Source organism: Sandaracinobacteroides saxicola, assembly GCF_014117445.1.
Taxonomy (GTDB): Bacteria; Pseudomonadota; Alphaproteobacteria; order Sphingomonadales; family Sphingomonadaceae; genus Sandaracinobacteroides_A; species Sandaracinobacteroides_A saxicola.
This window is the reverse complement of record NZ_CP059851.1, coordinates 1,269,926-1,295,738: the sequence shown is the minus strand read 5'-3', so window position 1 is coordinate 1,295,738 and position 25,813 is coordinate 1,269,926. Positions and strand designations below refer to the sequence as shown.

Genomic DNA, 25,813 nt, shown 5'->3' with positions numbered 1-25,813 from the left:
CCTTCGCCCCCCTGTTACCCTCAGGCGCTGACGCTGGACATCCGTTCCCGCCGGCGCATCGCCATGCCGACCAGCCCGAAGCCGGCGATCAGCATCGCCCAGGTCGCCGGCTCCGGCACCACCACCGGCGCGTTCAGCGAACCGCCGATCCAGAAGGTGCCACCGGCATCCAGCGCGCTGACGATCGCGGCATTGCCCGCGGCGTTCAGCGTGATCGAAACGATGCTGCCGTTGCTGCTGATGTCCAGCACCTTCATGCCGAACATCGTGCCCGACCCCAGGTCGCTGTACAGCGCCGTGCCGCTGCCGGCGGGGTCGCTTAGCACATCATACAGCGAATAGGTGTGGTTGGGCAGATAGCTCAGGAAACCGTCCTGCCCGGCGCCGCCAAAGGAATCCTCCGGCTGCCCCAGCTTCAGCACGGCGGTCGAGAAATTCATGCTGGCGCCGGAAAGGTTGAACACGAAATAATTGTTCCGCTCCAGATCGTCGCCGTTGCAGGCGTCCGACGATCCGCACACGCCGACGATGTAGTTGCCGACGGCGCCGCCGCCATTGTTGTCACCATTCTGGGCCACCCAGCCACGGCTGAGCGCGGTATAGTCAACCCCGTCCAGGCTGAGCACCGCCGACCCCTGCGTGCTGCCGCCGGTCCAGGCGAAACTGTGATTGCTCGGCGCGGCGAACGCGCTGCTGCCGGCCAGCAAAGCCGCAGCGATCAAGGAAATGCGAAGCATGACACCCTCCTGTTGTGCTTCCGATGAAGCTGGCACAGACAATGGCATTGACCATGAGAGGTCAAGAACAGTTTTGGTTAACGACCCTTGCTACCTGTCCTTCGCCCGTACGTGCCCCGTCATGTCCCTTCCCGCCCCGATCTTCTCCCGGCCTTCCTGAACACAACAGCGGCCTCGCCACTGGCAACCGTCGCACTGCTGTGGCAGGGCACCGGCATGACCGCCCTCGCCCTCATCATCCTTGCCGCCGGCAAGGGGACCCGCATGAAATCCGCTCGCCACAAGGTGCTGCATCCCATCGGCGGCCGCCCGATGCTGCTGCACCTGCTCGACAGCCTCGCCAGCCTGGACCCCGCCGCCACCATCGTCGTCGCCGGCGACAAGCGGGAGCAGCTGGAAGCCGCGCTTGCCGACCACCCGGTCACCGTCGCCCTGCAGGAACCACAGCTTGGCACCGCCCACGCCGCGCTCCAGGCCCGCGCCGCCCTCACCGGCTTCGACGGCCTGATCCTGGTCACCTTCGGCGATTGCCCGCTGCTCTCCGCCGCCACCGTGCAGCGGCTGTGCAACATGCTCGATGACGATACCAGCGTCGCCGTCCTCGGCTTCCGCCCCGCCGACACCGCCGCCTACGGCCGCATCATCGCGAAGGATGGACGCGTTCAGAAAATGGTCGAGCACAAGGACGCGACCGAGGCCGAACGCGCCGTCACACTGTGCAACGCCGGCGTCCTCGTCGCCCACAGCCGCGATCTCTGGCGCCTGCTGGACGCGGTCGACAACCACAATGCCGCAGGCGAATATTATCTTCCCGATGTTGTCACCCACGCGCTCGCCGAAGGCCGGCAGGTCGCCGTCATCGAAACGTCGGAGGCCGAGGTCGCCGGCGTCAACAGCCGCGCCGAACTGGCGATGGCCGAGGCCCGCTTCCAGGCCGCCCGCCGCGCCGAACTGATGACCGCCGGCGTCACGCTCATCGCGCCCGAGACCGTCTTCCTCAGCCACGACACCGCCATCGAAGCCGATGTCACCATCGAGCCGTTCGTCGTGTTCGGCCCCGGCGTCCGCGTCGCCACCGGCACGACCATCCGCGCCCACAGCCATCTGGAGGGCGCCGACATCGCTGCCGATTGCGACATCGGCCCCTTCGCCCGCCTCCGCCCCGGCACCAGCCTCGCCCGCGGCGTCAAGATCGGCAATTTCGTCGAAACCAAGAAGGCCGTGATGGCCGAGGGCGCGAAGGCCAACCACCTCAGCTACCTGGGCGATGCGACCATCGGCGCCCACGCCAACATCGGCGCCGGCACCATCACCTGCAACTATGACGGCTATTTCAAATATCAGACCGTCATCGGCGCCGGCGCCTTCATCGGCAGCAACAGCGCGCTGATCGCCCCGGTCAAGATCGGCCGCGACGCCATCGTCGCCGCCGGCAGCGCCGTCAGCCGCGACGTCGCCGACGGCGAACTGCGCATGGTCCGCGCCGAACAACTGGTCAAACCCGGCTGGGCCGACCGGTTTCATGATGCGATGCGGAGGAAGAAAGCGGAAAAAAAGTGAAGCGGCATGCCAACATAGGTTGTGCGATGATGGTGAGCTTCGTTCTTGGAGCAATTTGCGCGCTCGTTTGGGGCTGGCAATTCATGGCTCAGGACGCGTGTTTGGATAGCGGCGGTGTGTGGCGATACGCTGGCGGTGTCTGCACTGGTATCGAAGTTGCTGATTGACATGATATCACGATATGATATCGCGATATCATGACTCGCATCCTCGCCGACCTGCCTGACGAAGACATTAAATGGCTCGATCAGCTCGCGGCCGAGCAGGGCAAATCGCGCGCGCAGGTGCTGCGTGAGGCGGTATCAGCCTATAAACCGGACACATCCAACAATAACGCAAGTTGGATCGATAAGGGATTTGGCCTCTGGGCCAGACATGGCGTCGAACATGACTCGCACGAATATGATCGTAAGCGTCGTGCCGAATGGACCCGCCCATGGGATGATGATTATGAAGAGGTGCGCGCAGAGTCCCCTGACATGTTCGACGAGGAAGATGATCGCCAGCGGCAAATCTATCTCGACATGATTGCAGGCAAATATCCCACGCCCAAGACCCCGGCGGGCAAGTGAGCGGCTTCGCTTTCGATGCCAACATCATGATCGACGCCCTGGCAGGCTTCCCGCCTGCCCGTGCCGAAATTCAGCGCGCCGTCGAATATGGTTCTAGGGCATGGATCAGCCGCATGGCGTGGATCGAAGTGTTGTCAAAAGGCAGTGATGCAATTGTCAGGGATGCTCTTGCGTTCCTCGATCGGTTCGGGCTCGATGAAATTGATGACGAGATATCGCTCAGGGCTGCTGCGCTGCGCCGCGACCGACCGCGATTGAAATCACCCGATGCCATCATTCTCGCCAGCGCCCAGATCCGCGGGCGCGTGTTGGTGACCCGGAATACTAGGGATTTTCCGGCAGAGATGCCCGGCATCCGCGTCCCCTACACTCTATAGAAAGCCCCCAGCCCCATGTGTGGAATCATCGGTATCGTCGGCACCGCCCCCGTCGCGGACCGTCTCGTGGACGGCCTCAAGCGCATGGAATATCGCGGCTATGATTCCGCCGGCGTCTGCACCGTCCATGATGGCGCGCTCGTCCGCCGCCGCGCCGAGGGCAAGCTCGGCAACCTGGTCCGCGAACTGGCGGCCAACCCCGCGCCCGGCCGTATCGGCATCGCCCACACCCGCTGGGCCACCCACGGCGCCCCCACCACCGCCAACGCCCACCCCCACGCCACGCCGCATGTCGCCCTGGTCCACAACGGCATCATTGAGAATTTCAAGCCACTGCGGGACGCCCTCATCGCCCGCGGCCGCCGCTTCGAAAGCGAGACCGATACCGAAGTCGTCGCCCACCTCATCTCCGAACAGGTGGAGGCCGGCGCCGCCCCCCAGGCCGCCGTGCAGGCCGTCCTGCCGCAACTGCGCGGTGCCTTCGCGCTGGCCATTACCTTCCGCGACCATCCCGACATGCTCATCGGCGCCCGCCTCGGATCGCCCCTGGTCGTCGGCTATGGCGACGGCGAAACCTACCTCGGCTCGGACGCGCTCGCCCTCGCCCCCCTCACCCAGCGCATCGCCTACCTGGACGAGGGCGACTGGGTCGTCATCACCCGCGGGGGCGCGACCATCTTCGACGTCGCCAACCAGCCCGCCACCCGTCAGATCACCAGCTCCGGCCTCACCGCCGCGGCCGTTGAAAAGGGCCGCTTCCGCCACTTCATGCAGAAGGAAATCTTCGAGCAGCCCACGGTCGTGGCCCAGACGCTCGGCAGCTACCTCCGCCGCGTCGAACAGCAGGTCGCCCTGCCCCAGATGGACTTCGCCCTGGCCGATGTCCGCCGCATCACCATCGTCGCCTGCGGCACCAGCTTCTACGCCGGCATGGTCGCCAAATACTGGTTCGAACAATTCGCCCGCGTCCCCGTCGATCTCGATGTCGCGTCCGAATTCCGCTACCGCAACCCGGTCCTCGAACCCGGCGGCCTCGCACTCTTCATCAGCCAGTCCGGAGAGACCGCCGACACGCTCGCCGCGCTCCGCCACAGCAAGGCGCACGGCCAGAAGATCGCCGTGGTCGTCAACGTCCCCACCAGCTCGATGGCGCGGGAGGCCGACCTGCTGCTGTCCACCCACGCCGGCCCGGAAATCGGCGTCGCTTCCACCAAGGCCTTCACCTGCCAACTCGCCGTCCTTGCCGCCGTCGCCGCCCACCTGGCCGTGGTGAAGGGAAAAATGACGCGAGAGGAGGAGCAGGACGCCGTCCGCCACCTGCTGGAAGCCCCCGCCGCGCTCAACGCCGCGCTCGCCCATGATGCCGACATCGCCGCCATGGCGCCGCTGATCGCGCCCGCGCGGGACGTGCTCTACCTCGGCCGCGGCCCCGATTACCCGCTCGCCCTTGAAGGCGCGCTGAAGCTCAAGGAAATCAGCTACATCCACGCCGAAGGTTATGCATCAGGTGAAATGAAACACGGCCCCATCGCCCTCATCGACGAGGCCGTGCCCGTCATCGTCCTCGCCCCCAGCGGGCCACTGTTTGAAAAAACCGTCAGCAACATGCAGGAAGTGCGCGCGCGAGGCGGCAAGGTCGTCCTCATCTCGGATGCCGCCGGCATCGCGGAGGCCGGTGAAGGCTGCCTCGCCACCATCGAGATGCCCACCGTCCACCCGCTCATCGCGCCGCTCGTCTATGCCGTCCCCGTCCAGCTTCTCGCCTACCACGTCGCCGTTGCCAAGGGCACCGACGTCGACCAACCCCGCAACCTCGCTAAATCCGTCACGGTGGAGTAGGGTCCAAATGCGTCGTTACCGAGGCAATAATGAAAACTGCTGACACGTTAAAAGAGGAAGTGGATTTCTTCGAACAGCGCGCCGCCCGCGCGAACCTGGATGCCTTCGACCGCTTAATGGCCCGTGACGGCGGCGAACCGCCCCGCCCTGGCGACGAGCTTCCCGAACCCGCTCGATAACCCTCATCGAACCCTTTCATTTGGCGCGCTGCCGACACCCCGCTAGGACGGGATCATGACCCATGATTTCGACTATTTCGTCATCGGCGCCGGCAGCGGCGGCGTCCGCTCCGCTCGCATCGCCGCCGCCCACGGCGCCCGCACCGCCATCGCCGAGGAATATCGCGTCGGCGGCACCTGCGTCATCCGCGGCTGCGTGCCCAAGAAGCTCCTCGTCATCGGCGCCCACTTCGCCGAGGACCTGGAGGACGCCGCCCGCTACGGCTGGACCGTCGGCGACAAATCCTTCGACTGGAACATCCTGCGCGACAATGTGCTCGCCGACGTCGACCGGCTCAACGCCGGCTACCAATCGACCCTGGACACGCACAAGGTCACCACCTTCCACGCCCGCGCCACCCTCACCGGCCCCAACCAGGTGCAGGTCGGCGACCAGAGCTTCACCGCGCAGCACATCCTGATCGCCACCGGCGCCCGTCCCTTCGTCCCCGCCCTCCCCGGCGCCGAGCATGGCATCACCTCGAACGAAATCTTCCACCTCCCCGCGCTGCCGAAACGCGCCGTCATCGCCGGCGGCGGCTACATCGCCAACGAATTCGCCGGCATCCTCCACCAGCTCGGCGTCGACGTGACGCTTGTCGTCCGCTCCGGCACGCTGCTGCGCGGCTGGGACGAAGCGCTTGCCGACCGGCTGCTGACGATCTCGATGCAGAAAGGCATCCAGTTCCGTTTCAACTACAAGTTCCAAAGCATTGATAAAACAGCCGACGGCCTGACCATCCACTTCGAAGGCGGCAAGACGATCGAAACCGACCTGCTGCTCTGGGCCGTCGGTCGCAATCCGAACAGCGCCGATCTCGGCCTCGAAACCGTCGGTATCCAGACCGCCGAAAACGGCGCCATCCCCGTCGATGCCGACAGCCACACCTCGCTGCCCTGGCTGCACGCCGTCGGCGACGTCACCGACCGCGTGCAGCTCACCCCCATCGCCATCCGGGAGGGCCATGCGCTCGCCGACCACCTGTTCGGCACTCGACGCTGGCAGACCAACTACGAGGACATCCCCAGCGCGGTCTTCAGTCACCCTCCCCTCGCCAGCGTCGGCCTGACCGAGGCACAGGCCCGCAAGACGCTCGGCACCGTCAAGGTTTACACCAGCGATTTCAGGCCGATGAAGCACGTCCTTGCCGGCCGCAACGAACGCTGCCTGTACAAGCTCGTCGTCGACGCCAGCACCGACACCGTCGTCGGCGCCCACATGATCGGCCCCGACGCCCCCGAAATCCTCCAGGCCCTCGCCATCGCCATCAAGGCCAAACTCACCAAGGCCCAGTTCGACGACACCATCGCCCTCCACCCCACCATGAGCGAAGAACTCGTCCTGATGAAATAACACACCCCTCCGGCGCTGCGAAGCAGACAGCGGGGAGTCGAAGACGACGCATAGCGTCAGCGGCGACTCGGCAAAGCCGAGCGGGGGTGGGTGCTTCTGCCACCCCCCTACCCCACCATCGTCTCAACCCCCTCCATCCGCGCCGCCCGCGCTTCGCGGATCATCCGCGCCTCCTCGAACCCCAGGCGCAGCTCCCCCGTCAGCACGCGCGCCGCGGTGCACAGCATCAGGCCGTCGCACCGTCCGGTCTCCGCCTTCATCGCCTCGGTCGGCTCCAGCCCCAACGGGCCGTCCTGCAGCCAGCCCATCGCCGCCATCTCCTTCACCAGGTCGATCACCTGGGTGCGCGGCAGGCCGTATCGCAGCGCGATCTCCCGCTTGGAAAAGCGTGTCGTCACGCTGCCCTCGGGCGCATGGCGGCGCCGGTCGAACTCCAGCATCACCACGAACCCGGCGCGCAACCCCAGCAGCCGCCGTACATTGGGCAGCACCGCCGCGGCTCTCGTGCCCACGCTGTGCCCCGCCAGCCAGTGCGTGAACCAGCGCACGCGCGCGTCCGGGTCGTCCAGGTCGGCCGGCGGCTCCTCCAGGAACGGCAGCGCCGGCAGCATCAGCGCATCGATCCAGCGGTCCACCAGCGCGCGGAACCCGTCGGCGAACATCCGCACCTTTGCCCGCCGGTCCGCCGCCGCCGGCCCCGGCACCAGCGCCCCCAGCCGCTCCAGCATCAGCAGCTGGTCGCTCACCCGGTTGCGCCCCGCCATGTCGGCCGGCATCCGCCGCTGCACCTCCGCCACCGTGATGTGCGGGTGCAGGCCATAGGCGACCCCGATGATATAGGTCTGCCCCAGGTCAGAGAGCAGCCGGCACAGCGGCGGGTTGGAGGCATAGCAGTCCAGCATCAGCCGCGCGCGATTGAACGCCGCCTCGCGAAACCGCGGGTCCGCCTCGAACCGCGCCCCCAGCGCCACATAGTCCATCCATGCCCCCTTCCGGCATCAACGTCCGCGCCTCCTGATTGGCAGGGAACCCGGCAGACCGCAATCTTGCCCCGCGCGCGCCATGCTGCCAAAGGGGTGTGTCATGCAACACTGGACCCCCTCCTCCTGGCGCGATGCCGAAGCCCGCCAGATGCCGACCTGGCCGGACGCCGCCGCCGCCGCCGCGGTGGAGGCTGAGCTGAAGAACTACCCGCCGCTGGTCTTCGCGGGCGAGGCGCGTTCCCTGCGCGAAAAGCTCGCCGACGTCGCCGAAGGAAAAGCCTTCCTGCTCCAGGGCGGGGACTGCGCCGAAAGCTTCGCGGAGTTCCACCCCAACAACATCCGAGACACCTTCCGCGTCATCCTCCAGATGGCCGTGGTCCTTACCTATGGCAGCCACATGCCGGTGGTGAAGGTCGGCCGCATGGCCGGCCAGTTCGCCAAGCCGCGCAGCGCCGATACCGAGGAAATCGCCGGCATCAGCCTGCCCAGCTATCGCGGCGACATCGTCAACGACATCGCTTTCGACGCCGCCGGCCGCACGCCCGATCCCGAACGGCAGAAACGCGCCTACATGCAGGCCGCCGCCACCCTCAACCTGCTGCGCGCCTTTGCCCAGGGGGGCTTCGCCAACCTGCAACAGGTCAACAAATGGACGCTCGATTTCGTCGGCCGCAGCGCGTGGGCGGAACGCTACGCCGACGTCGCCAACCGCATCGGGGAGGCGCTGGCCTTCATGGAAGCCTGCGGCATTACGCCCGAAAGCGTGCCGCAGTTGAAAGGCACCGATTTCTACACCAGCCACGAGGCGCTGCTGCTCGGTTACGAGCAGGCGATGACGCGGCAGGACAGCCTCACCGGCGACTGGGTCGACACCTCCGCCCACATGCTCTGGATCGGCGACCGCACCCGCTTCGACGGCAGCGCCCACATCGAGTTCCTGCGCGGCGTCCTCAACCCGCTCGGCCTGAAATGCGGGCCGACGACGCAGCCCGACGACCTGCTGCGCATGATCGACACGCTCAACCCCGGCAACGTCCCCGGCCGCCTCACCCTCATCACCCGCTTCGGGCACGACAAGGTGGAGGCGCACCTCCCCCGCCTGATCCGCGCCGTGCGCCGCGAAGGCCGGCATGTGGTGTGGAGCTGCGACCCGATGCACGGCAACACGGTGAAGGCGGCAAGCGGCTTCAAGACCCGGCCGTTCGACCGCATCCTCGGCGAAGTCCGCAACGTCTTCGCCGTCCACCGCGCGGAGGGCAGCTACGCCGGCGGCATCCACATCGAGATGACCGGGCAGAATGTCACCGAATGCACCGGCGGCGCCATCGCCGTCACCGACGAGGCGCTCGGCGACCGCTATCACACCCACTGCGACCCGCGCCTCAACGCCGGGCAATCATTGGAACTCGCCTTCCTCCTCAGCGAAGAACTCGCCGCCGAACGCACCCGCCTCAAAACCGCCGCATAGATCCTCCCCTGCAACCGGGGTCCCCATGAACTTGTTCATGGGGTGGCCAAGGGGAGGTGGCGCGAAGCGACGGAGGGGTGTCCCGGTCCGTCACTGCAGCATTTGTTACCCCAACGCCCCCCTTACCCGCGCGCTCAGCGCATCCACCGCGATCACCGCGCCCGCCAGCATCACCAATATCACCCCCACCACATGCCAGTTCGCCCAATCGACCGCGAGCTTCAGATCCTGTCCGATGCCCCCCGCCCCCACCAGCCCCAGCACGCTCGCCGCCCGCACATTATACTCCAACATGAACAGGCAACTGCCCACCAGCCCCGGCAGCGCCAGCGGCCACACCGCATGCACGAAGCGCTGCGCGCCCGAGGCCCCCAGCTCCGCCAGCGCCCCCGGCGCCGCGCCATCCACCCCCTCGAACGCCTCGTAAAAAAACTTGGTCAGATAGCCGATGCTATAGGCCGTCAGCGCCACCACGCCGGCCACCGCCCCCAGCCCCACCGCTGCCACGAACAGCAGCGCCCAGATGATCGACGGCACCGCCCGCCACAGGTTCAGCCCCGCGCGCAGCGGCAGCCGCACCCACCCCGGCATCAGGTTGCGCGCCGCCAGCGCCGCCAGCGGCAGCGCCAGCCCCACGGCCATCACCGTCCCCAGCACCGCCATCTGCACCGTCGCCAGCAGGGAACGCAGCAGCGCGCGCCACTCGATCGTCCACATTTCCTCCGCCGCCGGCCACAGCTGCGTCAGGAACCCCGCCGCCGCCGCGAACGCGCCCGTCAACCGCGTCTCCTGCTGCGCCAGCACCGGCAGGCTCGCCAGGATCAGCGCCACGAACACCCCCAGCGCCACCCAACGCCCGTCGCGGCGGCCCGCCTCCGCCGGCTCGACGGGCAGGGCAACAGGCCCCGCCCCCCGCGCGCCAGCATCGTCAACAGTTGCCGCGACATGCGCCCGCCCGGCCTCCAGCCGCACCACCCGGTCGCCATGCCGCCGCGCCAGCGCTGCATCGTGCAGCACCGTCAGCAGCGTCAGCCCCCGCTCGCGCTGCAATTCCCCCAGCAGCGTCATGATCGCCTCGGCATTGGCGGGGTCCAGCGCCGCCACCGGCTCATCCGCCAGCAGCACATCGGGTTCCTGCATCAGCGCCCGGGCAATCGCCACCCGCTGCGCCTCCCCGCCGGACAGTGTCCGCGCCGGCGCCGCCATGCGATGCCCCAGCCCCACGCGCGCCAGCAGCGCCTCCGCCCGCGCGCGCTCCACCGCCGGCCAGCGCAGCGACTGTGCGAAAGACAATCGCCCCAGCGCCCCGTGCAGCACATTCGCCAGTGCCGACGCCCGCCCCACCAGCCGGAGGTCCTGGTGGATGCGCGCCACCCGCCCCTCGATCAGCACCCGGCCGGCCGTCGGTTCCATCCCGCCCGCTAGCAGCCGCAGCAGAGTCGATTTCCCGCTGCCGGAAGGCCCCTCGATCACCACATGGGACCCTTGCGGCACGCACAGGTCGATGTCGCGCAGGGCCTCCCCGCCATCGGCCCAGCGATGGCACAGGCCCTCCACCCTGATCGCGCCGGTCTCCGGCATCGTGCCGCGATCCCGCGCCAACACCCCCTATTTCACCAGGCCGGCGATCGGCAGCCCGGTCAGCCGAATGGCCTCCACCGTCGCCGCCACATGCTTCGCCTCGTCCACCGCCACCAGCCCGCTGGCGCCATAAACGTCGGACAGCAGCGCCGGCGACGCCGCGGACAGCTCCAGCAGCGCCGCGCGAATCTCCCGCCGCAGCCCCGCCGCCATGCCGCCCCGCGCCGCCACCGGATGCGTCGGCACCCCCGGCGTCCGCGCGATCACCCGCAACCCCTTCTGCCGCGCCTCGTCAATATAGGTCCCGCGCTTCGGCCCCTCCACCGTATAGTCGCTCACCGCCGCCACATCGCCCCGCCCCGCCAGCAGCTGCTCCAGCGCCTGGGTATAGCCACCGCCATAGGAGACGCCGGCGAACAGCTGCTCCGGCGGCTGCCCTGGCTTCAGCATCCGCTCACGCACCAGCCGGGCATAGGGAAAGACGTAGCCCGACGTGCTGGTCGGGCTGGTGAAGACCATGCGCAGCCGCCGCGCCTCCCGCCGCAGGTCGGCGAAATCCCGCAGCGGGCTGTCGGCCCGCACCACGAACAGGCTGTCATAATCGGTCCGCGCCCGGCCGCTGGTATCCCGCCGCACCTCCGCCAGCAGCAGCCGCGCCCCGCCGTCGCGCCGCGCCAGCAGGAAGGGCAGGCTCGAAAGCCAGGCCACATCCGCCCGCCCGCTCACCAGCGCCTGCACCGTCGCCGCATAGGCCAGCGGCACCACCACATCCACCCGGCGCTTCAGCCGCGGTGCCAGCGCCGCCGCCACCTCGTCCGCGGCCTTGCGGATGCTGGCCGGGTCCTTCTGCGGCTGAAAGGCAAAGGCCAGCGCCGCCTCCCGCGCCAGCAGCGGCGCGGCGCCCGCCACCCACAGCGCCGCCCCCAGCACGCCCCGCCGCGACACCGCAGAAACCGAAACCATCGCCCACTCCCAATATGAGAACGGCTCGCATTAGCGCGGCCATTGTTGCTGTCAAGCAATACAGGCCCTAAACCGGTGAACAGCCATTGCGACATCGCACAGAACTGCGTATCCAAACTCCACAGTCCGGAGAGACAGCCATGAACGCGCCCGTGCCCGCATCCGAATTCCTGCTCGCCACCCTCCCCAACCCGACGCTGGCCGATCTCAGCCACATCCCCGGCCCGCCGCCCGCGAAAATCCGCGCCTTGCGCACCATCAAGTTCCTGAAGGACCCGCTCGGCACCATCCAGCTGATGGCGGACACCTATGGCCTCGTCTTCAAACGGCAGGATTTCGGCGGCTGGGGCGTCACCATGCTCGGCCCGGACGCCAACGAGCTGGTGATGTTCAACAAGGACAAGATCTTCTCCTCCGCCGGCGGCTGGAATCCCGTCCTCGACCAGGTCTTCCCCAAGGGCCTCATGCTGATGGATTTCGAAGAACATCGCATGCACCGAAAAACGCTCTCGGTCGCCTTCAAGCCCGCGCCGATGAAACATTATCTCGGCGAACTGAACGCCGGCATCGCCCGCCGCCTCGCCCGGTGGGAGGGACAGGGCGAGTTCAAATTCTACCCCGCGATCAAGGACCTCACCCTCGATCTCGCCGCCACCAGCTTCCTCGGCATCCCCTGGGGGCCGGAGGCGCGGCGCATCAACCAGGCCTTCGTCGACATGGTGCTGGCCAGCGTCGGCATCGCCCGCAAACCCTGGCCCTTCACCCAGATGCGCCGGGGGGTCGAAGGCCGCGCCTTCCTGTGCGACTATTTCGGCAAGCTCATCCCGCAGCGCCGCGGCCAGCAGGGCGACGACATCTTCACCCAGGTCTGCAACGCGCGCGACGAGAATGAGCAGCTGCTCAGCGACCAGGCGATCATCGACCACATGAACTTCCTGATGATGGCCGCGCACGACACCACCACTTCGTCGATCACCAGCCTCACCTGGTTTCTCGCCCGCCACCCGGAGTGGCAGGAACAGATCCGCGCCGAGATCGACGGCGTCCGCGCCCGCCACGGCGACACCCTCCCCTACGAGGCGCTCGGCGAGCTCGAGCTGCTGGAAATGGCCTTCAAGGAAGCGCTGCGGCTGATCCCGCCCGTCCCCGCCATGCCGCGCCGCGCGGTCAAGGCCTTCGATTTCCTGGGCTACCACATCCCCGCCGGCGCCCAGGTCGGCATCAACCCCATGTTCACCCACCGCATGCCCGAACATTGGCCCGATCCGGAAAAGTTCGATCCGATGCGCTTCACCACGCAGCTCAGCCGCGACCGGCACAAATATGCCTGGGTGCCGTTCGGCGGCGGCGCCCACATGTGCCTCGGCCTGCACTTCGCCTACATGCAGGTGAAGAGCTTCTTCTTCCAGCTGCTCTCCACCCGGCGCATCACCGTGCCCAGCGGCTATGAATGCCAGTTCAGCATGTTCCCCATCCCCAAGCCCAGGGACGGCCTGCCCATCCGCCTGCTGCCGCGATGAGCCGCCGCTGGATCGGCAGCGTCGCCCTCATCGCCGGCCTGCTCGTCGCGCTGTTCCTTGTCTTCCGCACGCCGGATACCGATGCCGCCGCCATGCGCGCCAAATATGGCGGCCCGGCGTCGCGCTTCATCGACATCAGCCCCGGCTTCACCGTCCATGTCCGCGACCAGGGCCGGCAGGACGCGCCCGCGCTGATCCTCATCCACGGCTCCAACGCCTCGCTCCACACCTGGGAACCCTGGGTCGCGCGCCTCAAAGACCGCTACCGCCTCATCAGCCTCGACCTCCAGGGCCACGGCCTCACCGGCCCCATCCCTTCCGGCTGCTACACGTCGGCCTGCATGGCCGAAACGGTGGAGGCCGTGCGCGCGAAGCTGGGCGTGGAGCGCGCCGCGATCGCCGGCAACAGCATGGGCGGCGGCGTCGCGCTCGCCTATGCGCTCGCCCACCCGGATCGCACCACCGCGCTCATCCTTGTCGATTCGGGCGGCGTCCCCCCGGTCGCCAACGCGCCGGAGCCCGACCTCCCCCTCGGCTTCCGCATCGCCCGCATGCCCATGCTGCGCGACCTCGCCGCCAGCATCACGCCGCGCGCCCTGGTGGAACGCAGCCTGCAGCAATCGGTCAGCGTGCAGTCCGTCGTCACGCCGGCCGCGGTCGACCGCTATTGGGACCTGCTGCGCTACCCCGGCAACCGCGCCGCCACCATGGTCCGCTTCAGCCAGCCCCGCACCACCATCACCGACGCCACCTATGCCCCGCTGAAAATGCCGGTCCTCATCCTGTGGGGGAAGGAAGACCGCCTGATCCCGGTCGCCAGCGTCGCCGCCTTCCAGCGCGCCCTGCCAGAGGCCAAAGCGATCATCTACAGTGGCATCGGCCACATCCCGCAGGAGGAAACGCCCGACCGCAGCGCCGCCGACGTCGACAGCTTCCTGCGCGGCAAACCCGCGCTCACCGCTCAGCCCGCGCCGGCGGCATAGCGCAGCCGGAATCCGTCGGCGAACGCCTTCAACCGGCCCTCCCGGATCGCCGCCCGCAGCGCCGCCATCAGCGCCTGATAGAAATGCAGGTTGTGCTGCGTCATCAGCATCGCCCCCAGCATCTCCCGGGACCGCACCAGATGATGCACATAGGCCCGGCTGTACTGCCCGCACACCGGGCAGCCGCAATCCGCGTCCAGCGGCCGCGCATCCTCGCCGAACCTGGCGTTGCGCAGGTTGATCGGCCCGTCCCAGGTGAAGGCCTGGCCGTTCCGCCCCGACCGCGTCGGCAGCACGCAATCGAACATGTCCACCCCCCGCTCCACCGCGCCGACGATATCGTCCGGCTTCCCCACCCCCATCAGGTATCGCGGCTTTGCCGGGTCCAGCTGCCCCGGCGCATAATCCAGGCAGCCGAACATCGCCGCCTGCCCCTCCCCCACCGCCAGGCCGCCGATGGCATAGCCCGGAAAGCCGATGTCCAGCAGCCCCGCCGCCGACTCCGCCCGCATCCCCTCGTCCAACCCCCCCTGCTGAATCCCGAACAACGCGGCATTCCTGCCACCACGCAGCACACCGTCCAAAGCCCCTCCCCCGCTTGCGGGGGAGGTGGCATCGCGAAGCGATGACGGAGGGGGCCTGTCCTCCCCCTCAGGGGGAGGTGGACGCGAAGCGGACGCAGCGGGCCTGTCCTGCAACGCCAAAAACGCCGCCTTGCTCCGCGCCGCCCACCGCAGAGACCGCTGCATCGCCGCCCGCACCACCTCCCGCTCCGCCGGCAACGCCACCAGCTCGTCGAACGCCATCACGATGTCGCTCCCCAGCAGCCACTGGATCTCCATGCTGCGCTCCGGAGACAGCATGTGCCGGCTGCCGTCCAGGTGGCTGGCAAACGCCACCCCCTCCTCGCTCACACGGCGCAGCGCCCCCAGGCTCATCACCTGATAACCGCCACTGTCGGTCAGGATCGGATGCGGCCAGTTCATGAAGGCGTGCAAGCCCCCCATCCGCGCCACGCGCTCCGCCCCCGGCCGCAGCATCAGGTGATAGGTATTGCCCAGCAGGATGTCGGCGCCACTGTCCCGAACCGCGCCGGGCATCATGCCCTTCACCGTCCCCGCCGTCCCCACCGGCATGAACGCCGGCGTCCGGATCTCCCCCCGCGGCAGGCGCACCACCCCCGTCCGCGCGCGCCCGTCGATTGCCTCGATCATGTACTGCATCGGCGCCGCCTATCGTGACGGCGCGCGCCTGTCCAATCAGGGCGCCGGCCTGAAGCGATATTCATGCTGCGCATCGCGCAGGATCAGGTCGGGCTTGCCACTGCTCCCCGCCGCCACCAGTTCCAGCCCCAGGATGACGGGATCATAGGTGGCGAAACTGATGCTGCCGTCGTCATTCCGGCGGCTCGCCAGCCGCCCCGCCCGCCCGGTCACGAAGGTCGCGCTCGCCTCCGCGCCGTTCCGGCTTATGCTCAGCCGCCCCAGTTCCGGGCTGTCATAGGCGCTGGCCAACAGCGCCAGATGCTCGGGCGCCGCCGGCACCGTCCAGCGCGCCCGCTCCGCTGCCAGCTGCGCCTTGAATGCCGCCGCCGCGGCGCGCACGTCCGCCGCCGCCTCCGGCCGGCCATCATACAATATCTCCAGCAGCCGCCGCATGAAGGGCCGCAGCAGCGGCCGCCCCTCCTCGCCGTTCATCAACAGCACCGCGCCGACATTCGCCGCCGGAATCGCCACCCAGTCGCTCTTGTAACCGAACATGCTGCCGCCATGGTGAATCAGGCTGACATCGGCCACGACATCCTCCTGCAACCCCATGCCATACCAGCGCCCCTCGCCGGCCGAGACCCCCCGCGCCCGCCGCTTCAGCAGATTCGCTTCCGACACCAGCCGGCGCCCATCGGGCAACAGCCCCTTCGACAATTCCAGCCGCACATAGTTCGCCATGTCCCGCGCCGTCGACCAGGCCGCCCCCGCCGGTCGCGCCGGATGGATGCTGTAATTGAAATCCTGCGGCAGCACCGCGACCTTGCCGTCCAGCCCCGTGCCATGCGGCGCCGCATGCTCCGCCGCCAGCGCCTGCGCCATCGAAAATCCCGTTGCGGTCATCCCCAATGGCCGGAAAATCCGCGCCTGCATCGCCCGGTCATAGGCAACGCCCATTTCCAGCCGCGGAAACGCCAGCATCCCGCCGACATACCCCGCCGCCGATGCCATCAGATTATTATACTGGAACAGCTCGCCGAACCCGCTCGTCGGCTGCGTCGCCGCCAGCTGCTTGAACGTGTCGGACGCCGGCGTATCGCGGCGCGTGTTCAGGATCCACTCCATGTCCTTGCGCGGCAGGCCCGTGCAGGCACACACCAGATGCTGCACCAGCACCGCCTTCGTCGTCCTGTCGTCCCCTAGCCGGAACGCCGGATACAGTTGCGTCACCGGCTGGTCCCAGCGCAGCCTGCCCTGGTCCGCCAGCATGGAGAGCAACAGCGTGCTCATCCCCTTGGTGTTCGACGCGATCATGAACCGCGTGTCCGCCGTCACCGGTCCCGGCTTGCCCAGCTCCCGCACCCCCAGCCCGCCGGCATAAATAACCCGGCCATTTTCGATCACCGCGATGCCCGCCCCCGGCACCCCCAGCTCCGCCATGCCCTGCGCGACAAAGTCGGTCAGCGCCTTGACCCGCTCCGGCGTCATCCGGTTCGCCGTTTTACCGGCGAAACTCTCTTTCACATATCCAGCGGGCCGCAGGCTGGACTGGATGAGGCTCGCCGCCGCGCCGCGCTTTTCGAAGGTCGGCTCGCTGCCGTCGGCGATCATCACCGTCCAGGCCGCGCCCTTGCGCAACGCCAGCGCCGCCACCACGGCGCGCTCGTTGGGCGCCGTCTCATAGGCCAGGCTGACCCGCTCGTCCCAGCCATCCTTCGCCGCGCCGGGGGTCGCCACCAGCATCTTGCGCTTCGCCTCCGGCCGATACAGCGCCCACGCCTTCGCCGCCGCATCGGTCGCATCGGCGGCCGCACCCACCTCCACGATGGCGATCCGCGTATCCGGCTCCGGCGGTGCCACCAGCGTGACCGCGCCCTTGCTGGTCAGCGTCCACCCCTCGGGGGTCGTGAATCCCACCTGCGCCGCCACCGGCGGGGCAAGCAGCAGGGCAGCAACCAGCATCGGCACCAGGCGCATCGGCAGACCTTTCGAAATCCCGCCGATGCTAGCGGACGCGAGTGGCCATGCAAGCCTTACAGCGCCCGCGCGAACACCGCCCGGTCGGCAATCGCACCATCGCGGATGATGGACACGCGCGTTCCCGGCTGTCTCGCGCTGATCTCGATCCGTGCGCCCAGCCGTTTCGCCAGTGCCTCCACGATCGTCGATCCCAGCCCGGCCGGAGTCGGCACACCGGCGGGGGGCATGCCAAGACCGGAGTCGGTGACGCGCAACCGCCACTGCTCACCCTCCGCCCGATAGCTCACCACGATGGCGCCACCGGCGCCGTCGGGAAAGCCATGTTTCAGCGCATTGATCACCAGCTCGGTGACGATCAGGCCCAACCCGACCGATTCGTCCGATCCCACGATCGTGTCATCGCATTTGACGGTCAGGGTCAGCTTGTCGCGGTCATGGATCATCGAGGCGCCGATGCTGTTGCACAGCTGGGCGAAATAGACGCGCAACGTCACGACATCCGCCGAGGAGGACGACAACTGCCGTTGCAGCGTCGCCACCGACATCAATCGGTGATGGGCATCGGTCAGGTGGCCGCGCGATTCGTCCGATTGTACCCGCCGCGCGCTCTGCATCAGCACGCTGGCGATGATCTGCAGGCTGTTTGCCACGCGATGCTGGATTTCCTGCATCAGCACCGCCTTTTCGCGGATCAGTTCCTCCTGCCGGGATGCCGCCCGTTTTTCCTCGGTGATGTCCACAATCGTCAGCAGCAAACGGGGTTCATCGGGATTGCCATGCTCCAGCCGGCGGGCGTGCAGCACCAGCGCGCGCGGATCGTCACCCTCCGCCCGCAGGCGCATTTCATAGGCGGCCACTTCGGCCCCGCCCGCGGCGGTCGCCTCCAGCAGGGCGTGCAGTTGCGGTGTGTCCCACTCTCCCTGCCCCAGCGCGAACATGGATTGCGCCACCACGCGCGCCGGATCGATGCCGAACCCCCGGCAGAAACTCTCGCTCGCCGCCACCACGCACAGCTCGCCGTCCAGCAGCAGCAAGGGCACGCTGGACGCCGTCACCATCGCCAGCGCCAGGTTCATCACCAGGTTCACCGGCGGCCTTGCGGGGGCGGCTTCGATCGCCGGGTCGGCATGAGGATAGGCAGATGTCATGGAGGCTCCAGCCCGTTCGGCGGGAGTGCGTGGTCCACCGACCATCCCTCTCAGCCACCGGCAGCCGGAACGCGCGCCAGTGATAGGCCCTGCATAACATGAGCGGACGAAATCGCAGCACGCCAAATGCAGCGGAGCGTTTACGGTTCAGGGCAACAGCAGCGAACTGTCGCCATAGCTGTAGAATCGATACCCCGCCGCGATGGCATGGGCATAGACCGCCTGCATCACCTCGCGCCCCATCAGCGCGCTCACCAGCATGAACAGCGTCGATTTCGGCAGGTGGAAATTGGTCATCAGCCCATCCACCCCCCTGAACCGATGGCCCGGCGTGATGAAGATGGCCGTTTCACCCATGAACGGTCGAATCACCCGTGCATCATCTGCCGCGCTCTCTAGCAACCGCAGGCTCGTCGTCCCCACTGCGATGATCCGCCGCCCCGCGGCCCGCGCCGCGTTCAGCCGCGCCGCCACGTCTGCCTCGATCCGCCCCCATTCGCTGTGCATCACATGCTCGCGCACATCCTCGGTCTTCACCGGCAGGAAGGTCCCCGCCCCGACATGCAGCGTCAGCGTCTCCCGCACCACCCCCGCCGCATCCAGCGCCGCCAGCAATTCACTGGTAAAATGCAATCCCGCTGTTGGAGCGGCCACGGCGCCATCTTCCTTCGCATAGACCGTCTGATAGTCCGCCCGGTCACGCGCATCGATGCCCCGCTTGCGCGCGATATAGGGCGGCAGCGGCATCGTCCCCGCCCGCTCCAGCGCGACCTCCAGCGGCACCTCCGCCTCGAACAGCCACCGCACCGCCCCGTCCGGCAGCTTCTCCGCCACCTCGCCCAGCAGCCCGCCGCCGAATTCCACGCGCGTGCCCACGCGCAGCCGCCGCGCATTGCGCACGAACGCCAGCCACTCCCACGGCCCCAGCCGCTGGTGCAGCGTCACATCCACGCGCGCCTCCCCCACCCGCGCGCTCAGCTGCGCCGGGATTACCCGCGTGTCGTTGAATACCAGCACATCGCCGGCCCGCAGCAGTCGCGGCAGATCGCGCACGACATGATCGGCAAAGTCACCACCCCGCGCCACCAGCATCCGCGCGCTGTCCCGCGGCTCCGCCGGCCGCAGGGCAATGGCCGTTTCCGGCAACTCGAAATCGAAATCAGACAGCTTCATTCCCGCCCGATAGCCTGCCGGGCCACTGGTGTCAGGCCGGGTTATGCTCTTTCAGGAACGCCTCCAGCGCCTCCAGAAACTGCAACCGATCCGCCTGCCGGCTGAAATGATGGTCGGCTTCCGGCTGCTCGATATAGGTCACCGCCTTGCCGGACTCCTTCAGCCGTGCCGCCATCTGCCGCGATTGCGCCACCGGCACGCGCACATCCTTCGCCCCGTGCACCAGCAGCAGGGGAATGGAAAAGGCCTCGGGGAAGTTCAGCGGCGACACGGCCTTCAGATCGGGCGCCTGCGTCCGCAGCCAGTCCTCGCCCGCGCCGCTGCCCAGGAACCGGCTGTTGTAGCGGATCATGCGATTGAGGTCGGACACACCGGCATAGCTGGCCGCGCAGCGATACAGCGCCCCGTCCCGCTGCGCCGCCCGCATCGCCGCATAGCCGCCATAAGAGGCCCCGACCATGCACACCCGCCTGGCATCGGCAACGCCCGTCGCCACCAGATGCCGCATCGCATCGTTCAGGTCATCCTGCATCGCCAGCCCCCACTGGCCCTCGCCCTTCCGCGCGAACGCGGTGCCATAGCCCGACGATCCGCGATAGTTCGGCTGCACCACGGCATAGCCACGATCCGCCAGGAACTGGGCGATCCAGTCCCATTCCTCCAGATCGCGCGCGAACGGCCCACCATGCGGCATCACGATCAGCGGCAGCGCTTTCGCCTCCCGCCCCGCCGGCAGCGTCAGGATCGCCTCGATCTCCAGCCCGTCGCGTGCCTTGTAACGGATGCTGCTCACCGGATGCAGCCCCTTGCGGATGGCCTCATTCACCCAGGCGAACTGCTTCAAGGTGCCCGATGCTGCATCGAACAGCATGTATCGCCCCGGTTCCGACGGCAGGCCCAAATGCACCAGCAGCAACCGGCGGTCGTCGCTCATCGAAATCACCCGCGCCCGGCGTGGCGCCACCGCCTTGTCGATCGCCGCCTGCGTTTCGGCCAGCGCCGGATCGACCCAGCGCGTCCAGCCATGCGTTTCCTCCAGCCGCACCCCCAGCAGCTTGCTGGCGCGATCGTCCACCCACAGCCCTGCCACATCGTAACCGGGCGACCGGTCGAGCGCCTTCCCCAGCGTCAAGTCTTTCAGATTCATCTCGAAAACGGTCGAAAAGCCCTTGTCGTCGTCAGCGATCGTCACCGCCTGCTCATCCGGCAGGAACAATAAAGGCACGGTCAGAGTCTCCCTCTCCCGCGATCGCGCCCGATCCACTGTCCGCAGGGTCTCATCCGCGGTTGCGCGATACATCATCCGCTGCACCCGCCCGTCCAGCGTTGCCCCGATGCCGATGCGCAAAACCCCGGCGGCATCAGCCCCCCATTCCCAAATCCCCTCGCGCGACCGCTGCCTCAACGTGCTGCGCCCGGTCGTCAGGTCATACTCCCGTACTTCCGGATAGAATCCCGCATCGCTCGACCAGATACTGGTCTGCATCGCGATCATCACCCGCGCGGACCCATCCCCTGCGCGCCATACCAGGTCGGCCCCGTTCTGCCCGCCCGAACGCCCATTCAGCCAGGCGATGGTCTTCATATCGGCGCTCACCCGCATCGCGCGCGAGACGCCAAAATCCTCTCCCATCACCTTGATCATGTCGGACGCGCCAAGAGCCAGCCACTCATTGTTGACCCATCGCCACCAATCGACACTGTAATCATTGATGCGTGCCTTGGCGATATTCTTGCCGCCCAGTTCAACAACGGCCAGATACTGTTCACCCTGAACGGCAATCTTCGCAGCCACCCGCTTGCCATCGGGCGACAACAACGGCCGCTCCATGAACGGCAGCGCGGCAAAGTCCAGAACCGGCCGTGGCGCCGCCACCAGCGGTGCCGCCAGCAACAGCATCAGCCAGAAAAACACCCCCCGTCGCATCGCCCCACCCCCGGTGGGGACACTATAAGCAACAGTTCCGCAAGAAAAAAAGCCCCCGACTGTCCATCATGACGGCGGGCAGCGACATATTTGGGGAATGAATAGGCAGCCGCGGCAACAACCGTTCCGGCTTATTGTTTCGGAGGCGCCGCCCCCAGCTTCGCCGCTTCCGCCGCCAGCGCATCCCTGGCCGCCGCATCATCCTTCGCCGCCGCGGCCGCGAAATCCGGCGGCGGCTTGCGGTCGGCCGCCACGCTCACCTGCAACATGCGGCTGGGGTTCGCCGGCGGCTCGCCGCGCGCGATGGCGTCCACCCACTGCATGCCGTCGATCACCCGGCCCCACACCGTATAGCTGCGGTCCAGCTTCAGCACCGGATCGAACACGATGAAGAACTGGCTGTTCGCGGTATCGGGCTTGTCCGTCCGCGCCATGCTCACCGCGCCGCGCACGTGCGGCAGCTCGTTGAACTCCGCCTTCAGGTCCGGCAGCTCGCTGCCGCCCTGCCCGGTGCCCTTCGGATCACCGGTCTGCGCCATGAACCCATCGATCACCCGGTGGAACAGCAGCCCATCATAAAATCCCCGCCGCGCCAGCAGCTTGATGCGCTCCACATGCTTCGGCGCGAAATCCGGCCGCATCAGGATCGTCACCCGTCCCCCGGTTGACAGGTCGATGTACAACAGATTCTCCGGGTCGGAGGGATTGAACTTCGCATCGCCGGACAGCACCTGCATCCCGGCATCGCGGGCCGTGGTGACCATGTCCTTCGGGCCCGCATCCTTCGCCGGCACGGCCTGCGGTGCCTGCGCCGCCTGTGCCCAGGCCGGCACGGCCAGCAGCAGCATCACCATCCACAACAGCTTTTTCAATTCAGCTTCCCTTCGGCGACCCGCGCCTTCACTTCCGCGGCGATCGTCGGGCTGACGAACTTGCCGATCTCCCCGCCATAGATCGCGATTTCCTTCACCAGCTTGCTGGCGATCGGCTGCAGGGAGACCGCCGCCATCAGGAAGACGGTCTCGATATCATCGTTCAGTTGCTGGTTCATCCCGGCCATCTGGAACTCATACTCGAAATCCGCCACCGCGCGCAGCCCGCGAATGATCACGCTCGCCCCCTGCGCCTCGGCGAAATGCATCAGCAGCGCGTCGAAACTCACCACCTCCACATTGCTCAGCCCCGCCGTCTCCCGCCGCACATGCGCCACCCGCTCCTCCAGCGTGAACAGCGGCGATTTCGACGGATTGGTCGCCACCCCGATGATCAACCGGTCCACCAGCTTCGCACCACGCGCGATGATGTCCAGATGCCCCAGCGTGACGGGGTCGAACGTGCCAGGATAGACGCCGATGCGGTTCACTTTCGCCGCTCCAGAATTGACCAGACCAATTCGCCATGCCCGGGCAGCTCGAAAAGGTCGTGCCGAAAACCTGTCATTGCAAAGGCAAGCTCGACAGGAACATCGAACGCATAATCTACGTCGCTATTCTCTCCGCCATCCGCGTCCTGTTCGGATCGCAGTTTACTGACGATTTCGGCATAATATGGTGGCGAACCTTGGCAATCGAGGTGAAAATAGCCTTGTGCGCAATCATGCGCAACGAACCAATGCACCACGCCGTTTTCGACGTATCCGACTTCCGAATACATGACGCCTTCATGCAGATTGACCCACAGACCTTCGTGGCTCGAGCATATCTTTGAAACCTCGGCTGCATCAATGGCGCCAAACTCATTGAACCAGACGACTACCCAACCATTCGAAAGCGCCGTCAGCCCATAACCATCTTCGACGATTTCACTCGTGACGCCAGTATCGCGCATACCCACAAGGTCGAGCCCTTCATCAACCGAGACGTCGCGAAGAGCCAACCAGCCGATCTTGAACCCCATCAGACCTCTCCCCAGCCACGGCTCACCGGTCGCGCTCGATGGCAAAACGCGCGATCGCCCGCAGCAAATCCGCCTCCGGTCCGAAACCGCTCAGATGGTGGATCGCCTGGTCGATCAGCATCGCGGCCTGCTGCCGCGCCCGCTCCACCCCCAGCAGGCTGACGAAGGTCGATTTCCCGGCCTCCGCATCCTTCTGCACCGCCTTCCCCGTGCGGCTGCTGTCGCCTTCCACATCCAGCAGGTCATCGGCGATCTGGAACGCCAGCCCCAGGTCGCGGGCATAGCCGCGCAGCTTCAGCCGCGTCGAATCCCCCACCTTCCCCATGATCGCCCCGGCTTCCACGGAAAAGCCGATCAGCGCCCCGGTCTTCAGCTGCTGCAGGCGCGTGGTGGCCGGCAGGTCGAACCCGCCCGCCTCCGCCGCCAGGTCCATCATCTGTCCGCCCGCCATGCCGCAGGGTCCGGACGCGCGCGCCAGCTCCCGCACCAGTTCCGCCCGCACGAACGGGTCCTCATGCGTTGCCTCGTCCGCCAGCCATTCGAACGCCAGCGCGAACAGGCTGTCGCCCGTCAGCACCGCGATCGCCTCATCGAACGCCACATGCACCGTCGGCTTGCCGCGCCGCAGATCGTCATCGTCCATGCACGGCAAATCGTCGTGCACCAGGCTATAAACATGCACCGCCTCGATCGCGAGCGCCACCCGCAGCGCCCGTTCGCGGTCGACATGGAACAGGTCGCACGCCGCCACCACCAGCAGCGGCCGCATCCGCTTGCCGCCGCCGATCACCGCATGCCGCATCGCCTTGTAGAGCGGCGCCCGCGCATCCTCCGGCACCGCCAGCAGCCGGTCGAAGCGCGCATCGATCGCCTGCCCGATGGCATCCAGCGCCGGTTTCAGGCTCAAGCTGGCCTGCATCAGAAGGGCGCGGCCCCGGTCGGCTTGCCGTCGGCGCCGATCTGCAACTGCTGGATGCGCGCCTCCGCGGTCGACAGCTTCGCCTCGCAATGCGCGCGCAGCGCCTGCCCCTCGGCATAAAGATCGATCGCCGATTCCAGCGGGGCGTCCCCCGATTCCAGCGCCGCGACAATCGTCTCCAGCCGCGCCAGCGCGGCCTCGAAACTCATGGCGGCAATGTCGGCGGCCTCACTCACCCTCGTCCTTTGGCCAAGGGCGCAAACGCGGTCAAGCCGGTAGGGTGAACGCAACAGGAGAACCGACACATGCGCATCACCGCCGCCGTCGCCACCGAACGCCGCAAACCCTTCACGCTGATGGCGGCGGACCTCCCCGCCCCCGGCCCGGGCCAACTGCTCGTCACCATCCACGCCGCCGGCATCTGCCATACCGACCTCGGCTTCCGCGACCTCGACATGCCCAATGCCATGCCCATCGTCCTGGGGCACGAAGGCGCCGGCACCGTCGCCGCGCTCGGCCCCGGCGTCACCGGCTTCGCCGTCGGCGACCGCGTCTGCCTTTCCTACGACAGCTGCGGGCACTGCGGCGCCTGCACTGGCCACGCCCCGCAATATTGCGACGAACTCGGCCTGCGCAACTTCGCCGGCGTCACGCCCGCCATGGCCCCACCGATGGCCTTCCCCGATGGCACGCCGCTGTTCGGCAATTTCTTCGGCCAGTCCAGCTTCGCCACCCACGCGCTCTCCACCGTTCGCAACACCGTGAAAATCCCCGACGCCCTGCCCTTCCACCTCGCCGCGCCGCTCGGCTGCGGCATGCAGACCGGGGCCGGCACCGTGGTGAACTCGCTCGCCGGCGCGCCCGGCAAGTCGCTCGTAGTGTTCGGCACCGGCTCGGTCGGCCTCGCCGCCATCATGGCGGCCGCCGCGCTCGGCATGGCCCCCATCGTCGCCGTTGATCGCGTCCAAAGCCGCCTCGCCCTCGCCCGCGCCCTCGGCGCGACCCACGGCCTGACCGCGGACGAAGCCAGCCTGGTAAGCCTCGCCGCCATCTCCCCCGGCTTCGATGGCAGCTTCGACACCACCGGCGTCCCCGGCGTCATCCAGCTCGCCATCGACTGCCTCGGCACCCGAGGCACCTGTGCCCTCGTCGGCATCACGCCCCCCGGCACGCTGGCCAGCTTCAGCCCCGCCGGCTTCCTGATGGGCAAAAAAATCATCGGCGTGATCGAGGGCGACGCTGACCCGCAGATCTTCGTCCCCTGGCTCGCCAAACAGCATCTCGCAGGCCGCTTCCCGCACGACCGCCTGGTCACCACCTTCCCCTTCGACCGCATCAACGATGCCGTTGACGCCATGCACCAGGGCGAGGTGGTCAAACCCGTCCTGCTGATGCCATGAAAAAAGGGCG

24 protein-coding genes are annotated in these 25,813 nt (G+C 67.5%); 10 read left to right on the top strand and 14 right to left on the bottom strand.

The genetic code is table 11. The features are described 5' to 3' along the window. Positions 1-20: 20 nt before the first annotated feature. Complete coding sequence (locus H3309_RS17220; RefSeq protein ID WP_243453869.1) at positions 21-737, bottom strand: PEPxxWA-CTERM sorting domain-containing protein; 717 nt, start codon at positions 735-737, stop codon at positions 21-23. A 216-nt stretch (positions 738-953) separates the two neighbouring features. Here H3309_RS17220 and glmU point away from each other — a divergent pair, with 216 nt between their 5' ends. The 6 genes from glmU (at position 954) to gorA (ending at position 6,657) form a co-directional block, all read left to right on the top strand. After that, positions 954-2,297, top strand: coding sequence for a bifunctional UDP-N-acetylglucosamine diphosphorylase/glucosamine-1-phosphate N-acetyltransferase GlmU (glmU, locus tag H3309_RS06555; protein ID WP_182298546.1), 1,344 nt, complete (start codon positions 954-956; stop codon positions 2,295-2,297). Positions 2,298-2,494: 197 nt separating this feature from the next. Then, positions 2,495-2,869 (top strand): ribbon-helix-helix domain-containing protein, encoded by a 375-nt coding sequence (locus H3309_RS06550; protein WP_182297936.1) that lies wholly within the window; start codon positions 2,495-2,497, stop codon positions 2,867-2,869. Continuing rightward, complete coding sequence (locus H3309_RS06545; protein ID WP_182297935.1) at positions 2,866-3,246, top strand: PIN domain-containing protein; 381 nt, start codon at positions 2,866-2,868, stop codon at positions 3,244-3,246. The genes H3309_RS06550 and H3309_RS06545 overlap by 4 nt, the downstream gene beginning before the upstream one ends. Positions 3,247-3,261: 15 nt before the next feature. After that, positions 3,262-5,085 (top strand): glutamine--fructose-6-phosphate transaminase (isomerizing), encoded by a 1,824-nt coding sequence (gene glmS, locus H3309_RS06540; protein ID WP_182297934.1) that lies wholly within the window; start codon positions 3,262-3,264, stop codon positions 5,083-5,085. Between the two features lie 29 nt (positions 5,086-5,114). After that, complete coding sequence (locus tag H3309_RS06535) at positions 5,115-5,264, top strand: hypothetical protein (RefSeq protein ID WP_182297933.1); 150 nt, start codon at positions 5,115-5,117, stop codon at positions 5,262-5,264. A 52-nt stretch (positions 5,265-5,316) separates the two neighbouring features. Further along, the gene (gorA, locus tag H3309_RS06530; protein ID WP_182298545.1) at positions 5,317-6,657 is read left to right on the top strand and encodes a glutathione-disulfide reductase; all 1,341 of its coding nucleotides are present in this window, start codon (positions 5,317-5,319) and stop codon (positions 6,655-6,657) included. Between the two features lie 107 nt (positions 6,658-6,764). Here the strand turns inward: gorA and H3309_RS06525 are convergent, their stop codons facing one another. After that, positions 6,765-7,637 (bottom strand): hypothetical protein, encoded by an 873-nt coding sequence (locus tag H3309_RS06525; protein WP_182297932.1) that lies wholly within the window; start codon positions 7,635-7,637, stop codon positions 6,765-6,767. Positions 7,638-7,740: 103 nt separating this feature from the next. On the opposite strand from H3309_RS06525, the gene H3309_RS06520 reads away from it, so the two are divergent. Then, the gene (locus H3309_RS06520) at positions 7,741-9,108 is read left to right on the top strand and encodes a class II 3-deoxy-7-phosphoheptulonate synthase (protein WP_182297931.1); all 1,368 of its coding nucleotides are present in this window, start codon (positions 7,741-7,743) and stop codon (positions 9,106-9,108) included. 105 nt (positions 9,109-9,213) lie between these two features. Here H3309_RS06520 and phnE read toward each other — a convergent pair whose 3' ends face one another. Together phnE and phnD are read right to left on the bottom strand one after the other, a co-directional pair. Beyond that, entirely contained in the window at positions 9,214-10,689 is a 1,476-nt protein-coding gene (gene phnE, locus H3309_RS06515) for a phosphonate ABC transporter, permease protein PhnE (RefSeq protein ID WP_182297930.1), read from the bottom strand. A gap of 27 nt (positions 10,690-10,716) precedes the next feature. Continuing rightward, positions 10,717-11,652, bottom strand: coding sequence for a phosphate/phosphite/phosphonate ABC transporter substrate-binding protein (gene phnD, locus H3309_RS06510; protein WP_182297929.1), 936 nt, complete (start codon positions 11,650-11,652; stop codon positions 10,717-10,719). Between the two features lie 140 nt (positions 11,653-11,792). Between phnD and H3309_RS06505 the strand changes: the two genes are divergently transcribed. Beyond that, entirely contained in the window at positions 11,793-13,172 is a 1,380-nt protein-coding gene (locus tag H3309_RS06505) for a cytochrome P450 (protein ID WP_182297928.1), read from the top strand. Next, positions 13,169-14,155, top strand: coding sequence for an alpha/beta fold hydrolase (locus tag H3309_RS06500; protein ID WP_182297927.1), 987 nt, complete (start codon positions 13,169-13,171; stop codon positions 14,153-14,155). The genes H3309_RS06505 and H3309_RS06500 overlap by 4 nt, the downstream gene beginning before the upstream one ends. Here H3309_RS06500 and H3309_RS06495 read toward each other — a convergent pair. From H3309_RS06495 to H3309_RS17215, 10 genes are all read right to left on the bottom strand, one after another. After that, on the bottom strand, positions 14,134-15,378 hold the full coding sequence (locus H3309_RS06495; RefSeq protein ID WP_182297926.1) for a tRNA guanosine(34) transglycosylase Tgt: 1,245 nt from the start codon (positions 15,376-15,378) through the stop codon (positions 14,134-14,136). The two genes, H3309_RS06500 and H3309_RS06495, sit on opposite strands and share 22 nt — an antisense overlap. Positions 15,379-15,414: 36 nt before the next feature. Then, entirely contained in the window at positions 15,415-17,337 is a 1,923-nt protein-coding gene (locus H3309_RS06490) for a serine hydrolase domain-containing protein (protein WP_207791565.1), read from the bottom strand. A gap of 56 nt (positions 17,338-17,393) precedes the next feature. Beyond that, on the bottom strand, positions 17,394-18,488 hold the full coding sequence (locus H3309_RS06485) for a sensor histidine kinase (protein ID WP_243453868.1): 1,095 nt from the start codon (positions 18,486-18,488) through the stop codon (positions 17,394-17,396). 147 nt (positions 18,489-18,635) lie between these two features. Further along, positions 18,636-19,661 (bottom strand): tRNA preQ1(34) S-adenosylmethionine ribosyltransferase-isomerase QueA, encoded by a 1,026-nt coding sequence (queA, locus tag H3309_RS06480; RefSeq protein WP_182297925.1) that lies wholly within the window; start codon positions 19,659-19,661, stop codon positions 18,636-18,638. 31 nt (positions 19,662-19,692) lie between these two features. After that, positions 19,693-21,588, bottom strand: a complete 1,896-nt coding sequence (locus tag H3309_RS06475; protein WP_243453867.1) for an alpha/beta hydrolase family protein — start codon at positions 21,586-21,588, stop codon at positions 19,693-19,695. A gap of 131 nt (positions 21,589-21,719) precedes the next feature. Then, complete coding sequence (locus H3309_RS06470; protein ID WP_243453866.1) at positions 21,720-22,460, bottom strand: peptidylprolyl isomerase; 741 nt, start codon at positions 22,458-22,460, stop codon at positions 21,720-21,722. Continuing rightward, positions 22,457-22,951 carry a pantetheine-phosphate adenylyltransferase gene (coaD, locus tag H3309_RS06465; RefSeq protein WP_182297924.1) on the bottom strand — a complete coding sequence of 165 codons (495 nt, stop codon included), beginning with the start codon at positions 22,949-22,951 and terminating at the stop codon, positions 22,457-22,459. Before coaD ends, H3309_RS06470 begins: the two co-directional genes overlap by 4 nt. After that, positions 22,948-23,484, bottom strand: a complete 537-nt coding sequence (locus H3309_RS06460) for a hypothetical protein (RefSeq protein ID WP_182297923.1) — start codon at positions 23,482-23,484, stop codon at positions 22,948-22,950. The genes coaD and H3309_RS06460 overlap by 4 nt, the downstream gene beginning before the upstream one ends. 22 nt (positions 23,485-23,506) lie before the next feature. Continuing rightward, positions 23,507-24,403 (bottom strand): polyprenyl synthetase family protein, encoded by an 897-nt coding sequence (locus tag H3309_RS06455; protein WP_182297922.1) that lies wholly within the window; start codon positions 24,401-24,403, stop codon positions 23,507-23,509. Continuing rightward, positions 24,403-24,639 carry an exodeoxyribonuclease VII small subunit gene (locus tag H3309_RS17215; RefSeq protein WP_243453865.1) on the bottom strand — a complete coding sequence of 79 codons (237 nt, stop codon included), beginning with the start codon at positions 24,637-24,639 and terminating at the stop codon, positions 24,403-24,405. Before H3309_RS17215 ends, H3309_RS06455 begins: the two co-directional genes overlap by 1 nt. A 69-nt stretch (positions 24,640-24,708) precedes the next feature. Between H3309_RS17215 and H3309_RS06445 the strand changes: the two genes are divergently transcribed. Beyond that, complete coding sequence (locus tag H3309_RS06445; protein ID WP_243453864.1) at positions 24,709-25,803, top strand: NAD(P)-dependent alcohol dehydrogenase; 1,095 nt, start codon at positions 24,709-24,711, stop codon at positions 25,801-25,803. Positions 25,804-25,813 lie beyond the last annotated feature (10 nt).